Raw genomic sequence first — 15547 nt, forward strand, 5'->3', positions numbered from 1 at the left:
GACTCCTTATGCAAATACGAGAGCAGCCCGACGGACTGCCGGTCGCGCGGGCGCCGTCACAAGGCGCCCGCGCGGGTGGGGGAAGGGAAGGCGCGTCAGTCCGCGATCTTGCGGTGGTCGGCGACCTTCTGCAGCGGGCCCGGCGGATGCAGGCTGGCGCAGTTGCTCTCGATCGTCTCGCCGGCCAGCAGGCGCCGTGCGAAAGGCTCCGAGTCCTGCAGCGACAGGTTGACGGTGCTGTGATGCGTCTGGCCCGGGTAGTAGTGCCATTCGACCGTGCTGCCGGCCGTGCACATCGCCGACAGGAAGTTGTACTGCTGCGCGGTGCCGGCCATGGCGTCGGCGAGACCGGTCGCCGTGAACACCGGCGTCTTGAAGTGCGCGTTCGGGAAGGCCTGCGCCTCTTCCAGATGCGCTTCGATCTTGGCGACGCTTTTGCGATACATCTTCGCTGCCGACAGGTCGTCGGCCTTGGCGACGCGCATCGCATCTCGGAAACAACCGGTGCGCGCGGCCTTCAGCAGCGGCCGGCCGGCGGCCGACATGTAGTCGTCGACGTTCAGTTGAGGATAGATCGACTTGCCGGTACCGAGCATGTAGACCATCGCGAACGCCGCGTCCACATAGTCGGGATCGGCATACGGCGGCAGCGGCACCTGCGGCGCCTTGCCCGGATCGGCGACGTGCACGACCAGCCCGGTGGCGATGGTGCCGAGTACGTTGACGTCCGGCGCATAGTCCGGCGCGACGAAGGCGGCGCCGAGCGCGGCGCCGGAACCCTGAGACTGGCCGCTGAGGATCACCCGGTTCGACAGCTGCTTCGGATAGGCGCGCAGCGCGGCGCGCACGTTGTCGAGAATGCTGTAGCCCTCGGGGCGGTAGAGCAGATACGGATGCGGACCGGTCGTGCCGAGACCCTGGTAGTCGCTGGCGACCACTGCATAGCCCTGCTTGAGCCAGGCGTTGATATAGGCGCCACGCTCGGCCGATGGGCCGGTCCACGAGGGCGCGCAGACGTCGGCGGCGCCGACCGTGCCGTGCGCCCAGGCGAGGATCGGCCAGCCGCCGGCCGGTGGCTGGCCCTTGGGCAGATAAACGATGCCGGAGACGACGATCGGCTTGTTGCTGCCCAGACCGTCGGTCGAGCTGTACAGCATGCGCTGCGCGGCCGAGGCGTTGGCCAGGACTTGCGACGCCGGCGCCGGCGCCTGCTTCAGCGGCGTGCCGGGCTGCTCGGGGATCGGCGCATTCCAGCGGTACAGCGACGAAACACCGCCGTCGCCGACCGACGGATCGGCCGGGGGCGGATTCGTCGCCATGGCGGCGAACGGCAGCAGGCCCGCTGCCGCCAACATTAAAAACTTACGCATTACTCGGATTCCGGTGGGGGAGGCTTGAGCGCGGCGCAGTTGCTCGCGATCGCGTCCCCGGCACGCAGCCGGTCGGCGAAGTCGAGCGCGTCGGCAATCGATGCGACAGCTGCGCCTTCGTGGGTCTTCTGGGGGTAGTCGCGCCAGTCGACGGTGGTTCCGGCGTAGCACATCGCCGAAATGAAGTTGTATTGCGTGGTCGGCGGCGCCGCGGTGTCGGCGAGACCGGTGGCCGTGAACACCGGTTGCGTGAAGCGCGTGCTCGGGAACTTGCCGGCCTCGTCGATCTCGTCGAGCAGCGGCATGAACGGCGCGGTATAGGCCTTGTCGAGCGTCAGTCGGTGCCGATTCGACACGTCGATCATCGAGTCGAGGCAGCCGTGCTGCGCGGCCGTCAGCAGTGGTCTGCCGGCACTCGTCACGTAGTCGCGTGGGTCGAGTCCCGGATGCATGGTCGTCGCGTCACCGATCAGGAACAGCATGACGAACGCGGTGTCGACCGATGCGTGATCCGATGCCCACTGATGCGCCTTGATCTGCGGCGCGCCGCCCGGATCCTTCGGCCGCACCACGAGTCCGGTGGCGACCGTGCCGAGCACGTGTAGATCCGGTGCGTACGTTGGCGCCAACAACGCGGCGCCGAGCGCTGCGCCCGAGCCTTGCGAAAAGCCGCCGATGATGACCTGGTTGGCGATCGTGCCGGGGTGCGCGCCGATCGCCGCACGGGCGATGTCGAGCACGCTGTAGCCTTCGGGGCGGTATTGCAGATACGGATGCGGGCCCGGCACGCCGAGACCTTGATAGTCGGTCGCCGCGACTGCGTAGCCGCGCGCCAGCCACGCGTCGATGACGCGCTGCAGGGTCGAATGCTTCGGGTCCGGCCGCATCGCCGACGGCGCGCAGACATCGGCGCCACCGGTCGTGCCATGGCCCCAGGTCAGCAGTGGCCAACCACCCGGTGGTGGCGTTCCTCGCGGCAGGTAGAGCATGCCGGACACGACGACCGGCGTCTTGCCGCCGATGCCGTCGGTCGAGGTGTAGAGCACGCGCATCCCGCGCGCGGCGTGTGCGAGTCGATGCGAGGCTGGCAGCGGCTCGTGGCGCAGCTGGTGGCCCGGATTGTCCGGAATCGCCGCGCCCCAGTCGTAGAACGCCGGTACGCCACCGTCGCCCACCGGCAGTGCGGGGCGCGCCGCGGCGGCCGATGCCGCCGCGCAAGTCAGGCAGGCGGCCAGTAATAGGGTGGTGCGGATCATCGTCATCGAAAGGGCGGTGTTGAAAGGGGGCGGCCGGCGTACGGCTAGCGCCGCGCGCGATTACGCGCCTCGTCGAGCATGTGCAGCGTGATCTTGCGCACCTCGGCCTTGCTTTCCTCGATGTGCGTGCGCAGCAGCTGCTGTGCGTGCTCGGTGCGGCGGCTGAGCAGCACGTTCAGGATCTTCGAGTGCTCGGCGTAGGTCGCCTCGATACGCCGATCCATCGTGAAGTCGAGCCGGCGCACGATGCGAATGCGCTCGGTGACGTCGTGATGGATGCGCGCCATTTCGTCATTGCCGGTCGATTCGACGAGGTGTTCATGGAAGCGCTCATCGAGCTCGGCGATATCGCGACCTTCCTGTGGGCGTGCTTCTAGCGGCGCCATCCAGACCTTGCACAGGGGCTCGAGGCGCAGCTCGATGTCGGCGCTGTCACAGAGCATGCGAAGCGCCGCCAGCTCAAGGATCACGCGTACGTCGTACAGATTTTCGAGGCTGCGGAAGTCGAACGGGCGAATCGTCCAGCCGTTACGGAACTGCACCTCGACATAGCCCTCACGCTGCAGGCGCACCAACGCCTCGCGCACCGGCGTGCGGCTGGCGTCCATGCGTTCGGCGAGTTCGGTTTCCGTGAAGCGGTCGCCGGGTAATAACTGCCAGTCGAAGATTTCCTGCTTGATGCGTTGATAGATCCGCTCCGCGAGATTGTCCTCGCGCGGCGGCTTGCGCACGCTCCTGTACGTCATCATGTCTGTCGCCCCCCTTTTGATCTGGTCGAGACACTGCCCACGTTCATGCGGTCGCCTCCGGCACGTCGAGCGCCGCGGCCCGCATTGCCTGCAGTTCACGTGGTAGATGTCGTGCAGCAAAAACGATGCTGGTAATGCCGAACAGCGCGCCGAACTGCACCAGCACGATGGCGTGGCGCAAGGAATCACTGCCGAAATGCGGCGACAGCAGGTCGCTGAGCAAGCCGACGCTGAAGTTGCCAGCGCCGGAGCCGAGCATGTTCAGCACGAACAGCATCGTCGAAGCGCCGAGCGCGCGCAGGCGCGGTGGCAGCAGGCTCTGGCCGACCGAGAACAGCGGAGCCGAATAGGCCGACGTGCCGATGATCGCGATGAAATAATAGACGTAGAGGAATTTGCCGCCGACATAGAAAAACATCAGCTCGGCGGGGATCATCAGGACAATGCCGATCAGCGGAAACCACAGGTACCAGCGCGGGTCGCGCGACGCAAAGCGGTCGGCAAGCACGCCGGCGCCAAGGGTGCCAAGCAGTCCTGCAACCCCTTCGATCATGCCGCTCATCGCGCCGACCTTCTCGGTGCTCAGCCCTAGCGAACGAATCAGGTAGGTCGGCGTCCAGAACTCGAAACCCGTTCCGGCGAAGGAGGCCAGTCCCAACCCCAGTGTCACCAGTACGAATGTGCGCCGCCGCCACATGGTCCGTGAGGCCTCGCTCAGGGAATAGTGCCGATGCAGCGCATCGTTGCCGGGGGTGTCATGCTGGCCGCGTCGCGGTTCGCGAATCGCGAAGCGGACAACCACTGCCATCAGCAGGCCGGGCAGGCCGACGACGAAGAACGCTGCCTGCCAGCCGTAGTGGGCGTTGACGGCGCCGCCGACGGACAGCCCGAGCCAGATACCGAAAGAGATGCCGAGACTGTAGATCGCGAACGCGGTGCCACGGCGGTGTAACGGAAAATAGTCCGAGATCAGCGAGTGCGCAGGTGGGCTGCAACCCGCCTCGCAGACGGCGACCCCGGCGCGCGCGAGTGCGAGCGTACCGAAGCCTCTCGCGAAGCCGGACAGGGTCGTCATCAGGCTCCAGGCCGCGAGCGCGACGGCCATGATCGTGCGTCGCGAGCCGCGGTCGGCCCAGCGCGCGATCGGAAAGCCGGCGAGCGAGTAGATCACCGAGAATGTGAAGCCGCTGAGCAGGCCCATCTGCGTATCAGATGCGCCCAGGCTTTCGCGGATCGGTTCGAGCAGGATCACCAGAACATAGCGATCCATCCAGTTGAAGGTGTAGACGCCACACAGCAGGAACAGCACGACCCAAGAGTAGGACGGGATCTGCTCGGTGCGGGCTGGTGGCGACAGCGCTGCCTCGGCCAGCGCCATCATGCGCTCCGCCGTGCCGCGAATGCGGCTTGCATCGCCGCCGTCGTGCGCCGCGCGCCGTGCTGCAGATATTCCATCGCACGCAGCGACGCATCATGCGCCGGCACCGACGAGCCGGCGACGGCGTCCTCGACGACACGCACGTGGTAGTCGTACTGATGTGCGTCGACGAAGGTGTAATGCACGCAGACGTCGGTGAAGCCGCCGCAGAGGATCAGCGTCTCCGCCTTGAGTCCGCGCAGCAGGATTTCCAGTTCGGTGCCGAAGAAGCACGAGTAGCGGCGCTTGCGGATGAAGTAGTCGTCGTCACGCATGCCGACCTCGCGCGCCACCGGCGTGCCCGGATCGCCCTCGAGGCAATGCACGTGTTCGTCGCCGTCCAGTTCGCGGCCGAAGTCGACCATGTTGCGACGATGTTCTTCCTGAAAAAAGATGATCGGGACGCCGGCTTCGCGCGCCGATTCGACCAGTTTCGGAATATTGGCGAAGTACTCGACGAAGCCCGGCATGCGCCAGTCGCGGCCTTCGGTCTTCGGCGGATCGTAGCCGCCCTGTTGCGCGTCGACGACGATCAACACCGGCTTGCCGACGATCAGCGGGTTGTCCTTTTTCATTTACAGCTCCCGGATGCCAATGACCGCCCGGGCGCCTCTTGGCGCCCGGGCGGTCCGGTCAATTAACGGTAGTTCCAGGTCAGGCGCAGACCAAGCGTGCGCGGGGTGCCCCAGACCACCTGCTGCGTGTAGTCGTACAGGTTCTGCATGTAGACGAAGTACTTCTTGTTGGCGAGGTTCTGGCCGAAAACGTCGACCTGGTAGGTCTCGGTCGGCGAAATCCAGCCGAGGTTCGCGCTCCACAGTCCGTATGCCTTACCTTCTTCGGTGACCTGATTGCTCATCGAGAAGTAGTGGTCGGCCATCCAGGTATAGTCGGTGCGTGCCTTGATCATGCCGTAGTCGCCGATCGCGGTGACGTACGACAAACCGCCGTTGGCCGTCGGGTTCGAGAACGGCAGTTCATGCCCGTTGAGCGGGTTGCCGTCCTTGTCGACTTCGTCGGTTTCGATCTTGCTCTGTGTCGCGCCGAAGCCGGCGTTCAGCGTCAGACCGCGCATCAGCAGTGCCTGGACGTTCGCTTCGCCGCCCCAGACATGTACCGTGTCGATGTTGCTGAGCACACCGGCACCGACGGTGCTGCCATCGTCAGTCGTGTACGTCTTGTAGATCGACGTCTGCATGTCCTTGAAGTCGTAGTAGAACATCGAGGCGTCGAAGCGCAGGCGGTGGTTGAAGAAGTCAGCCTTCGAACCGACCTCATAGGAGATCAGCTTTTCCGACTTGACCGGCTTCAGTGCGTCGATCGGCGAACTGGCGTCGATCGTGCCGTACTGCGACTGGCTGTTGATGTTCGGGCTGCGATGACCGCTGGTGATCGACGCGTAGGTCATCACGTTGTCGGTCGGCGACCACTGCAGAACCGCCTTGCCGTCATAGTCGCCGCTGAACGCATGGCGATGCTGGTCCGAGGTCGGGTCGGTGTAGTAACCGTCGCGGGCGAAGTTGACGTCGACGTCTTCCCACGAGTAGCGCGAACCGAGAATCAGCTTGACCTTCTCGGCCAGCGGAATATCGAGGTTGCCGTACAGCGCGTACGAGCGCGTGTCCTTCTTCGAGTGATCGTTGTAGTACGTCGTCGGGAACAGGTTCGTCGTCAGATGACGGGTGTCGTCGTAGAAAAAGCCACCGAGAATCCAGTCCATGCCGGACCAGTTACCGGACGCGCGCAGTTCCTGCGTGTACGTGTCGGCCTTCGCGGTCAGACGATCGTCGTACTGGTACTGGATGTTGCCGTCGAGATCCTCGGTGATGTTCTTGTAGCCGCCGGAGTAGGCGCTGATCGACGTCAGTTTCCAGCCGTCGAGCTGCCAGTTCAGCGTTGCATGGCCGCCGTAGCTGGTGATGTCGTTGCGTGGACGCACGGTATCGCCGTTGTTGCCGGGAATGTCGGCACCGAGCCAGTGCTTTGGATCGAAATGGCCGTACAGCGAGTTCGCCGAGACGTTGAGGTTGCCCTCGTCGTCGGTCAGCGCATAGATGCCGACGCAGTTGCCGGTCATCTGCTGCGACATCGAGCAGGTCTTGCCGGTGTTCGGATCGACCGTGCCGTTCAGGGCATAGGCTTCGGCGCCCTGATCGACTTTGAACCAATTGCCGGCCAGTTCCAGCGACAGGTTCTGTGCCAGGTCGATGTCGAGCGTGCCGCGCAGTGCGCCGGTGTCGATGTCGTTGGCGTCGACGCCGTCGACCTGGCCGTGCACGTAGCCGTCGCGGCGATGCGTCTGCGCCGCCAGTCGGCCGCGCACGTGCTCGCTCAGCGGGCCGCTGATGACGGCGTCGAACTGCTGGTTGTTGAATGTGCCGTATTCGGTCGAGATCGAGCCCTGCAGCGTGTCGGTCGGCTTGTTGGTGATGACGTTGACCAGACCGCCGGTCGCGTTACGGCCATACAGCGTGCCCTGCGGTCCCTTCAGGACCTCGATGCGCTGCACGTCGAAGAATTGCAGCGCCTGCGCGAACGCCGAGCTGGCATAGACCTCGTCGGTGTACATCGCCACCGGCGGCTCGATGCCGTCGCCGTACGGCACGTTGAGGCAGATGCTGCGAAAACAGAACGTCGGATTCTGCGATTCACCGAAGAACGACTTGAACGACGTATTCGGAACGTGGCTGAGCAGGTCAGTGGCCTTGGTGACGCCGAGATCCTTCAGTTGCTCACTGGTGAAGGCAGCGATCGACATCGGCGTCTGCTGCAGGGATTCACTGTGCTTTTGCGCGGTGACAACAATCGTGGCGAGACTGTCTGGAGCGCCGCCGGTTTGCTTCGTGTCCAGCGCGCCGGTGGAATCCGCTGCAGCAGCGACTTCGGTCGCGGTGTTGGAATGAGTGTCGTCTGCCAGCGCCAAATGAGGCGTCGACAGAATCATCAGGCATGCCGCGACCGGGGCGGCTGCTGGCAGCTTTTGCATGGAGGAGCGTGGCATATCGAGTACCGGAGTGAAGAGGGTTTGAGCTTTTCTGGCGCTCAAGTTCAGTGTTCCGTCTTGCATACAAGAACATGTCCAAGAAAGCACTCTTCGTGCCAAGCTGAGAAATACTTATTAACTCATTGTAATTAAAGTACAATATAAAAATTTACAAAGCCAGAATGGAAAATAGCCTGCTTCAAATAAGTGCGTAATTTGTACTGTAGTCCGTAATGCGAACAAATCGTGCACATGAACATTGCACGGTGTGTCGCCGCGGTGCGGCTTTTGGCATGGGTCGCTCGCCTCTGAGCAGGTGATCAGCGTTACTGTGTTGTCGACGCGCACGCGGAGGCATGCCGAAAGCGATCGCGAGCGTCGGCACAGCGCGAACGATCTCTGTTAGCATCGCTGCCCATGAACCATCTGTCCTCCATGTATTTTTCGTTTTACTGGTCTCCGGTTGCCGGCGGACGGTTAGCGAGTACGTGACAGATCGACATCGCTTCCAAGCACCGCCGGCGCGCAAGCCCGGCGGTTTTTTTTTGACCAGAGCCCATATCCCCATGTCCAGTACGCTCCATGCAGCGCCCCCCCGAGTCGCGGCCGCCGACCTATCGTCGGGGACGACCGACGACGAGAACATCGACAGCATCACCGAATTGCCGGCGCCGGAATCCCTGATCAGCCGCTTGCCGATACGTGACACGCCAGTCGAGCAGCACATTCGCGCGTCGCGTGAGCGTATCCGTCGCCTGATCGCTGGCGACGACGATCGTTTGCTGGTGGTGATGGGGCCGTGCTCGATCCACGATGTCGATTCGGCGCTGGAATACGCGCGGCGGTTAACGGCGGTACGCGAGCAATATGCGGACACGCTGGAAATCGTCATGCGCGTCTATTTCGAGAAGCCGCGCACCACGATCGGCTGGAAGGGGCTGATCAACGACCCGCATCTGGACGGCAGCTACCGCATCGAAGATGGGCTGCGTATCGCGCGGCAACTGTTGATCGAGATCAACCAGCTGGGTTTGCCGGCGGCCACCGAGTTTCTCGATGTGATCTCACCGCAGTACATCGGCGATCTGATCTCCTGGGGCGCGATCGGTGCGCGCACCACGGAAAGCCAGGTGCACCGCGAGCTGGCTTCCGGTTTGTCGGCGCCGGTCGGTTTCAAGAACGGTACCGATGGCAGCGTACGCATTGCCGCTGACGCCATCGTCGCGGCGGGTCGCCCCCATCGTTTCCTGTCAGTGCAAAAGAATGGTCAAGTCTCGATCGTGCGTACGCGCGGCAACCCCCACGGGCACGCGATTCTGCGCGGCGGGCCGCAACCGAATTACGACGCAGCCAGCGTCGAGCAGGCTTGTGCGTTGCTCGAGGCCAGCGGGTTGGCGCCGCGGGTCATGGTCGACTGCAGTCACGCAAACAGTGCCAAGCAGCATTTGCTGCAGATCAATGTTGCTCAGGACATCGCCCAGCAGGTCGCAGGCGGTTCCCGCAAGATTTTTGCGGTCATGGTCGAGAGCCATCTCGAAGCCGGCGCGCAGAAGTTCACGCCCGGCGTCGATTCAGTCGAGCACCTGCGCCGTGGCGTGAGCATTACCGATGCGTGCCTTGCGTGGTCGCACTCGGTCGAAGTGCTGGACATCCTGTCGGCGGCCGTCGCCGAGCGGCGCAATGCGGATTCGTCGCCTCTGCAACGCCGTGCCTGAATTCGGCGCGGACGCCGCGCCAGACGGACGTGCGGTCGCATCTATGCGGGAGGCGGGTGTGCTGTTGCTGATGCGGTGCTGACAGCGGGGCACTGCGGGTTCGTCAGCCCTGACGCGCTGGTGCGTGTCGATTGGCGCTAGGCGTGCCGGGTGCGTGCGCGCTGGGTCAGATGGGCGCGAACTTCCGTCGGCTTGACCACCAGCAGGTCACAGCCGACGCGGCCGAGGATGGCCTCGGCGGTGCTGCCGAGCAATAGGCGTTCCGCCAGGTTGCGGTCGCTGCTGCCCATCACGATGACGTCGGCGTGATTGCGATCGGCGTAGTCGAACAGCGACGGTGCGGCGGCGCCGACCAGGAAGTGACGACGGTCGGCCGGTACGCTGTGCGCGTCGGCGAACGCTTCGAAACGGTCGTGGTGTACCTGATAGATGCCGTCGTAGATTTCTTCGCTGATGGCCGCCACGGCCATCTGTCCGGCGGGGTCGAGCACCGGCACCGCCTGGAAGGCATAGGCCAGATGCAGTTCGGCGTCGACCGCATAGGCGAACGCCATGGCTTGCTCGACGAGTGCATCGGCACTGCCTTCCGCCATCACGTCGACCGCCAGCACGATGTGTTTCGGCGTCATGCCGTCGCTGTTGACGAGCAATACCGGCACCGGGCAATCGCGCAGCAGCTGCCGGTCGAGTGGCGTGGTCAGGATATGGCGCAAACCGTGCTGCAGATCGACATCCTTGACGACCATGTCGGCCTGCGACTCGACAACGTGCAGATTGATTTCTTCGAGCGGGTCATCGGTCCACAGCACCTCGACGGTCGGCCGGATGCCCAGCTCCTGAAATTCGCTGACGGCTTTCTGCAGTTGCGAGCGCTGCTCGTGCAGCAGCGTTTCGTGCGCGCTGTCGTGAGCGCCGATGCCGTGCCGGTGTTCGACCAACAGTACGTGCAGTGCGGCGCCGCTGCGGTGCGCCAGCCACGCCGCCTGGCGCATGGCCGGCGATACGTGCCCGTCGGGCCGCGCAATCATCAGGATGCGTTGATAAGTCTTCATCGCCGTCACTCCGGTTTGTTGGATAGAGCATGCGCGCCAGGGCGCGTGCCGGCCTTGACGACGATCAAGCGCGGGTTTGCAGCGATTGACCGATATCAATGTCGTTGCGGCGTGTGGGGTCGAAGCTGCAAACGTCCGGTGGGCATCGGCGCAGACCTGACCGGGGCCGATGCCGACCGCCGTCAACCGTGGTCGAACCAGGAGTCAGACGCGATGAAAATGCCGCTCCGCATCGAATTTCGCCATATGCCGTCTTCCCCGGCCTTGCGCGCGCTGATCCAGCAGCAACTGCGGCGTCTCGAGCGCCGCTTCGACGATCTGACGCGTTGCGACGTCGTTCTCGATATCGAGCAGCGGCGTACGCAGTCCGCCAAGCCACTATGCGTCTCCATTCGCGCGACACGCCCCAATATCGAGGCGGACGTGCACTCCGTCGGCGCTCAGGAATACGCCTATGAATCCGTACGTCGTGCATTCGACGCGCTGCGCCGCCAACTCGGCGATGCACGCGGCGCATTGCGCCGGGCGAGCCGCACGCCGCGCCGCGGCATGGCGGCGCGGCAGCGCAACACGATATTGACCGGCACCACCTGAACTTGATCCCGGTCAGTCCGTCCGCCTGTCGGGTCTGCCAGCCTCGGGGTGCGTCGCCACGAGCGGCCACGACTTTCACAGACGCAGGAGTTCCCGCATGGATACCGTCCGCCACATCGTCGCCATTGTCGATCCGCAAATGCGCGAAACCGCCGCGTTGCGTCGTGCTGCGGCGCTGGCGCGGCGCGGCAATGCGGCCCTGTATCTGCTGATGTGCGCCTATGACGCGATCTTCGATGCCGAGCTTGAAGTGACCGATCCGCGCGTGCAGGAGATGGCTAAGGCGCACTGGCTGGAACAGCGTCGGCAGTGGCTGGATGCGCGGGCCGAAGCACTGATCGCCGACGGTCTCGATGTGCGGGTCGAAGTGGTGTGGGCGCCTCGCGCGCACGAAGCGATCCTGATGCGCAGCCTGGCGCTGAAGCCGGATCTGGTGATCAAGGACTTGCTGCCGCGGCGCGGCAGCAAGCTGCAGATGCCGATGACGAGCGGCGATTGGCGGCTGGCACGCAGCTGTCCGGCGCCGCTGATGTTCGTGCGCCAGGATCAGGACTTGCTGCCGCAGCGTATTGCCGCTGCCGTCGACGTCAGCCCCGATGCGAATCAGGTGCGCGCCGCGCTGAACGAGCGTGTTGCGCTGCTGGCGACGTCGCTCGCGGCGCAGGCTGGCGCCGAGGTGCGGCTGGTTTATGCGCTGCCGTACCTGCGGCCGACCAATGCCGTCGCCGCGTCGCGTCATCTGCGCGAGCTGTACGACCATGCGCGGACGGCGGCCGCCGATGCGTTCCGTACATTCGCGGCGCAGCATGAGATCGCGCCGGATCGCGCCGACTGGCTGCAGCGCGACGGCGATCCGGCGCTGATGCTGAGCCGTTACGTCGAGACGCGACACATCGATCTGCTGGTGGTTGGCTCGGCGTATCACACGATCATTGGCCGCTTCCTGCTCGGCAGCGTGTCCGAGGACTTGCTGCGGCAGTTGCGCTGCGACGTGCTGCTGGTCAAGCCCGAGGATTTCGTCGCGCAACTGGCGTCGCATCACGATCTCGAACGCTTGCGGCGCCATTACGGCGATACGCCGCAAGCCGCCGCCACTGCCACCGCCGACTGAGGGCAAGGTCCGCCGTCGCGCGATGCCAAGGCCCTGACATCTGCCGCGTCGCGCGGCAGGCTGCATTGACCGGCGTCAATGCGGCGATGGAAAAAATGCGCCAGCTTGCGACAAAAAAGGGGCAGTCGTTACGGGTTGGTCGCGAGTCGTCGAGGCGCCATGAAGAAGCAGCTGGTGGTTTTCTATTCGCGGACCGGTGCGACGCGGCGGCTCGCACACCGGCTCGCCGAGCGGCTGGACGCGGATGTCGAGGAGATTTTCGAACTGCATCCGCGGCGCGGCATTCTGCGCTGCGTGTTCGACGCGCTGTCCGGGCACGAGCCCGATATCGCCGCGCCGCTGTTCAAGGCATCGGACTACGAGCGGGTCATCGTCGGCAGCCCGGTCTGGGCCGGCCGCGTCGCCAGCCCGGTGCGCAGTTATCTGGTTGCCTACAGCGAGACCTTTCGTGAGGTCAGCTTTTTCTGCACCTGCTATCGCCACGGCTTCAGTGCGTTCGCCGATATGGCGAGCCTGTGCGATCGCCTGCCACGCGCGACGCTGATGGTCCTGGCATCCGCCACCGACGTCGGCGCCTCGGTGGCGCTGGACGGCTTCGTCCGCCAGCTAGCGTCCGCCCGAAGGTGACCGTCGCGCGGTCTCAGCGGCGCGTCGCGGCGGCCGATGCCAGCGATGCACGTGCCGATTCGACGAAGTTGCGAACGAACGGCGAGAGATCGCTGCGGCGCCAGGCCAGGGCCAGTTTGGCCGAGGTCGTCAGGTCCGGCAGTTTGCGGAACACCACGCCGCCGACGTGCAGGTGGCGGATCGAGTCCGGCACCAGCGAGACGCCGATGCCGGCCGCTACCAGACTGAGGATGGAAGCGAGTTGCGGTGCTGGCTGCCCGAGCCGCGCTTCAAAGCCGGCGTCGCGGCAGGCCTCGAGGATGGTGTCGTGCAGCGTGAAGCCGATCTCGCGTGGCGTCAGCACGAAAGCCTCGTCGGCCAGTTGTCGCAGGCGCAAGCCGCGTTTGCGTGCGAGGCGGTGTTGCGCCGGCAATGCGGCGACCAGCGGCTCGTCGGCGACGGTCAGCAGTTCAACGCCGTCGCTGAGCGTCGGGTAGGGCCGCAGGAACGCCAGGTCGAGTGCGCCGGATGCCAGCGCCGTGCCGAGCTTGGTCGTATTGCTTTCGTCCAGCGTCAGCTCGACATCGGGATAGCGGGCGCTGAAATGGCCGACCACCGACGTCAGCGTGCCGTTGAAGTGGGCCGAGGCTGTGAAGCCGATGCGTAGCGCGCCAAGCTCGCCACGATCGGCGCGCTGCGCCGCACGCACCGCCTGCTCGATCTGCTGTGGCAGTCGATGCACGTGGTCGTAGAACGCTTGCCCGGCGGCGGTGAGTTCCGCGCCCTGCGGGATCCGATGAAACAGCCGTGCGCCGACTTCGCGCTCCAGGTCGCGGATCTGCAGACTTAGCGGTGGCTGGCCGATGCCGACCCGCTCGGCGGCACGCGTGAAGCTGCGCTCGGCGGCGATCGCCAGGAAGTAGCGGATGTGCCGAATCTCCATGGTCCATATATTAAATAAATGGAGATCGTCATTGCTATGCAATGGTCTAAATGATGCGGCGAGCCTACGCTCAAAGGCAAGCCTATAGCTCGGCATCGTCGCCATGAATCCCGTCGTCGCACCCGCCGTTACGCCGCTGTCATCGACTGAGTCCGTCGCCGTCACGCGACGCTGGACGCAGCGCGGCACAGCGGAATACCGGCGCATGAATCTGGCGCTGTTTCTCGCCGGCTTCGCGAGTTTTTCGTTGATGTACTGCGTGCAGCCGCTGCTGGTGCCGTTCGCACGGCAGTTTCATCTCAGTGCGACCGGCAGTTCGCTGGCCTTGTCGCTGACCACCGGTGTGCTGGCGATCTCCATCCCGTTCATCGGTGCGCTGTCCGAGCGTTACGGCCGGCGTGGCCTGATGGCGGTGTCGATGATCAGCGCGGCAATCCTCAACCTGCTGGCCGGCGTTGCGCCGACGTGGTCGAGCCTGCTCGTTCTGCGCGCGCTGGAGGGGCTGGCACTGGGCGGCGTGCCGGCGGTGGCGATGACCTATCTGGCCGAGGAGATCGAGCCGCAGGGTCTAGGCTTCTCGATGGGCCTGTATGTCAGCGGCACGGCATTCGGCGGCATGCTCGGGCGCGTCGGCATGGGCATGCTGTCCGACATCGGTTCATGGCGGACGGCGATGATGGTGCTGGCGACGATCGACCTGGCTGCCGCGATCGGATTCGTCGTGTTGTTGCCGCGCTCGAAAGGGTTTGTGCCGCGCCGGCGGTGGGACGTCGGCTTTCATGTTCAGGCCTGGAAGTCACACCTCTCGCATGGCGGGTTGATCCACCTGTTTGCGCTGGCGTTTGTCGTCATGGGCATGTTCGTGACGATCTACAACTACGCCGGCTTCCGCCTCAGTGGCCCGGAGTTCGGGCTCGATCAGACCCGTATTGGATTCATCTTTCTCGCCTACATCCTGGGCATGGTGGCGTCACCTGTTGCCGGGCTTGCAGCCAATCGTTGGGGGCGGGTGCCGGTGCTGGTCAGCGGCGTGCTCATCGCGCTGAGTGGAATCGTCGTCACGCTGACGCACCAGATGGCTGGCGTGATCGTTGGCATCGCGCTGATCACTGTCGGCTTCTTCTCGACGCACTCGCTTGCGAGTGCCTGGGTTGGTCGCCTGGGCGCAGCGCGCAAGGGGCATGCGGCGGCGTTGTATCTGCTGGCGTACTACCTGGGCTCGAGCTTGCTCGGATCGGCTGCCGGAGACTTCTGGCAGCGAGCGCAGTGGCATGGCGTCGTCGCGTTCACGACCGTCCTGCTCGGCGTTGCGTTGTCGCTGGTGTGGTCGATGCGGCGTTTCGATGACCTGCGAGTCGAGACTTCAGCGCCTCAATCCGCAGTGGGTGGCCGTGCCTGAAAAGGCGTGCGAGCGTCCGCTGAATCGTGAAGTGAACACTTAATCGCCAGCGACTTCCGTTTATCTGAGCAATTGTTGCTCATCTGCGCCGCAAATTGGTGCATCGAGCTGCTTTTTGACCCGCACGAGAAAAGAAAAATTCATATTATTTCAATGTGTTGTAACAGAGTTGAAAAAAACCGTTGCAACGCCCTGAAAAAGCCCTATTATTCGCCGCCCCGCTGCTCGACAACGACGAAAAACGAAGTCGGCGCAGCCTGAATCTTTAAGAATTGAGCAAGTAATTTGTGTGGGTGCTCCCGTGTACGTGGCGAAGCCATGAAACATGAGAGTATCAACGTAGCCAAGTCAA

13 protein-coding genes are annotated in these 15547 nt (G+C 64.3%); 5 read left to right on the forward strand and 8 right to left on the reverse strand.

The window, feature by feature from the left end:
* Positions 1 to 95: 95 nt before the first annotated feature.
* The 6 genes from G7Y82_RS14765 to G7Y82_RS14790 all read right to left on the reverse strand — a co-directional run bounded on the left by G7Y82_RS14765 (position 96) and on the right by G7Y82_RS14790 (position 7859).
* Entirely contained in the window at positions 96 to 1370 is a 1275-nt protein-coding gene (locus G7Y82_RS14765) for a lipase family protein (RefSeq protein WP_168148895.1), read from the reverse strand.
* Positions 1370 to 2626, reverse strand: a complete 1257-nt coding sequence (locus G7Y82_RS14770) for a lipase family protein (protein ID WP_168148896.1) — start codon at positions 2624 to 2626, stop codon at positions 1370 to 1372. Before G7Y82_RS14770 ends, G7Y82_RS14765 begins: the two co-directional genes overlap by 1 nt.
* 44 nt (positions 2627 to 2670) lie before the next feature.
* On the reverse strand, positions 2671 to 3375 hold the full coding sequence (locus G7Y82_RS14775; protein WP_168148897.1) for a GntR family transcriptional regulator: 705 nt from the start codon (positions 3373 to 3375) through the stop codon (positions 2671 to 2673).
* A gap of 43 nt (positions 3376 to 3418) precedes the next feature.
* A complete protein-coding gene (locus G7Y82_RS14780; protein ID WP_168148898.1) occupies positions 3419 to 4756 on the reverse strand; it encodes a spinster family MFS transporter in 1338 nt (445 codons plus the stop codon).
* Positions 4753 to 5367: a cysteine hydrolase family protein gene (locus G7Y82_RS14785; RefSeq protein WP_168148899.1), complete on the reverse strand. Its 615-nt coding sequence runs from the start codon at positions 5365 to 5367 to the stop codon at positions 4753 to 4755. The genes G7Y82_RS14780 and G7Y82_RS14785 overlap by 4 nt, the downstream gene beginning before the upstream one ends.
* Positions 5368 to 5429: 62 nt before the next feature.
* Positions 5430 to 7859: a TonB-dependent receptor gene (locus G7Y82_RS14790; RefSeq protein ID WP_366515671.1), complete on the reverse strand. Its 2430-nt coding sequence runs from the start codon at positions 7857 to 7859 to the stop codon at positions 5430 to 5432.
* A gap of 482 nt (positions 7860 to 8341) precedes the next feature.
* On the opposite strand from G7Y82_RS14790, the gene G7Y82_RS14795 reads away from it, so the two are divergent.
* Complete coding sequence (locus tag G7Y82_RS14795; protein WP_168148925.1) at positions 8342 to 9490, forward strand: 3-deoxy-7-phosphoheptulonate synthase; 1149 nt, start codon at positions 8342 to 8344, stop codon at positions 9488 to 9490.
* Positions 9491 to 9627: 137 nt separating this feature from the next.
* On the opposite strand, the gene G7Y82_RS14800 is transcribed toward G7Y82_RS14795, so the two are convergent.
* A complete protein-coding gene (locus tag G7Y82_RS14800) occupies positions 9628 to 10542 on the reverse strand; it encodes a universal stress protein (protein ID WP_168148901.1) in 915 nt (304 codons plus the stop codon).
* A 54-nt stretch (positions 10543 to 10596) separates the two neighbouring features.
* On the opposite strand from G7Y82_RS14800, the gene G7Y82_RS14805 reads away from it, so the two are divergent.
* The 3 genes from G7Y82_RS14805 (at position 10597) to G7Y82_RS14815 (ending at position 12874) form a co-directional block, all read left to right on the forward strand.
* Complete coding sequence (locus tag G7Y82_RS14805) at positions 10597 to 11136, forward strand: HPF/RaiA family ribosome-associated protein (protein WP_168148902.1); 540 nt, start codon at positions 10597 to 10599, stop codon at positions 11134 to 11136.
* A gap of 97 nt (positions 11137 to 11233) precedes the next feature.
* Positions 11234 to 12247 (forward strand): universal stress protein, encoded by a 1014-nt coding sequence (locus G7Y82_RS14810; protein WP_168148903.1) that lies wholly within the window; start codon positions 11234 to 11236, stop codon positions 12245 to 12247.
* A gap of 159 nt (positions 12248 to 12406) precedes the next feature.
* Positions 12407 to 12874, forward strand: a complete 468-nt coding sequence (locus G7Y82_RS14815) for a flavodoxin family protein (protein WP_168148904.1) — start codon at positions 12407 to 12409, stop codon at positions 12872 to 12874.
* Positions 12875 to 12887: 13 nt separating this feature from the next.
* On the opposite strand, the gene G7Y82_RS14820 is transcribed toward G7Y82_RS14815, so the two are convergent.
* Positions 12888 to 13796, reverse strand: a complete 909-nt coding sequence (locus G7Y82_RS14820) for a LysR family transcriptional regulator (protein WP_168148905.1) — start codon at positions 13794 to 13796, stop codon at positions 12888 to 12890.
* A gap of 103 nt (positions 13797 to 13899) precedes the next feature.
* On the opposite strand from G7Y82_RS14820, the gene G7Y82_RS14825 reads away from it, so the two are divergent.
* On the forward strand, positions 13900 to 15195 hold the full coding sequence (locus G7Y82_RS14825) for an MFS transporter (RefSeq protein ID WP_168148906.1): 1296 nt from the start codon (positions 13900 to 13902) through the stop codon (positions 15193 to 15195).
* The last annotated feature ends 352 nt before the right edge of the window (positions 15196 to 15547 follow it).

Source organism: Solimonas marina, assembly GCF_012241385.1.
GTDB classification, from domain to species: Bacteria; Pseudomonadota; Gammaproteobacteria; order Nevskiales; family Nevskiaceae; genus Solimonas; species Solimonas marina.

Coding starts and splice junctions, on each gene's coding strand:
- G7Y82_RS14815 (WP_168148904.1), top strand. CDS start 12,407: ATGAAGAAGCAGCTGGTGGTTTTCTATTCGCGGACCGGTGCGACGCGG.
- G7Y82_RS14780 (WP_168148898.1), bottom strand. CDS start 4,756: ATGATGGCGCTGGCCGAGGCAGCGCTGTCGCCACCAGCCCGCACCGAG.
- G7Y82_RS14825 (WP_168148906.1), top strand. CDS start 13,900: ATGAATCCCGTCGTCGCACCCGCCGTTACGCCGCTGTCATCGACTGAG.
- G7Y82_RS14775 (WP_168148897.1), bottom strand. CDS start 3,375: ATGATGACGTACAGGAGCGTGCGCAAGCCGCCGCGCGAGGACAATCTC.
- G7Y82_RS14770 (WP_168148896.1), bottom strand. CDS start 2,626: ATGATCCGCACCACCCTATTACTGGCCGCCTGCCTGACTTGCGCGGCG.
- G7Y82_RS14785 (WP_168148899.1), bottom strand. CDS start 5,367: ATGAAAAAGGACAACCCGCTGATCGTCGGCAAGCCGGTGTTGATCGTC.
- G7Y82_RS14800 (WP_168148901.1), bottom strand. CDS start 10,542: ATGAAGACTTATCAACGCATCCTGATGATTGCGCGGCCCGACGGGCAC.
- G7Y82_RS14810 (WP_168148903.1), top strand. CDS start 11,234: ATGGATACCGTCCGCCACATCGTCGCCATTGTCGATCCGCAAATGCGC.
- G7Y82_RS14790 (WP_366515671.1), bottom strand. CDS start 7,859: ATGCAAGACGGAACACTGAACTTGAGCGCCAGAAAAGCTCAAACCCTC.
- G7Y82_RS14820 (WP_168148905.1), bottom strand. CDS start 13,796: ATGGAGATTCGGCACATCCGCTACTTCCTGGCGATCGCCGCCGAGCGC.
- G7Y82_RS14795 (WP_168148925.1), top strand. CDS start 8,342: ATGTCCAGTACGCTCCATGCAGCGCCCCCCCGAGTCGCGGCCGCCGAC.
- G7Y82_RS14765 (WP_168148895.1), bottom strand. CDS start 1,370: ATGCGTAAGTTTTTAATGTTGGCGGCAGCGGGCCTGCTGCCGTTCGCC.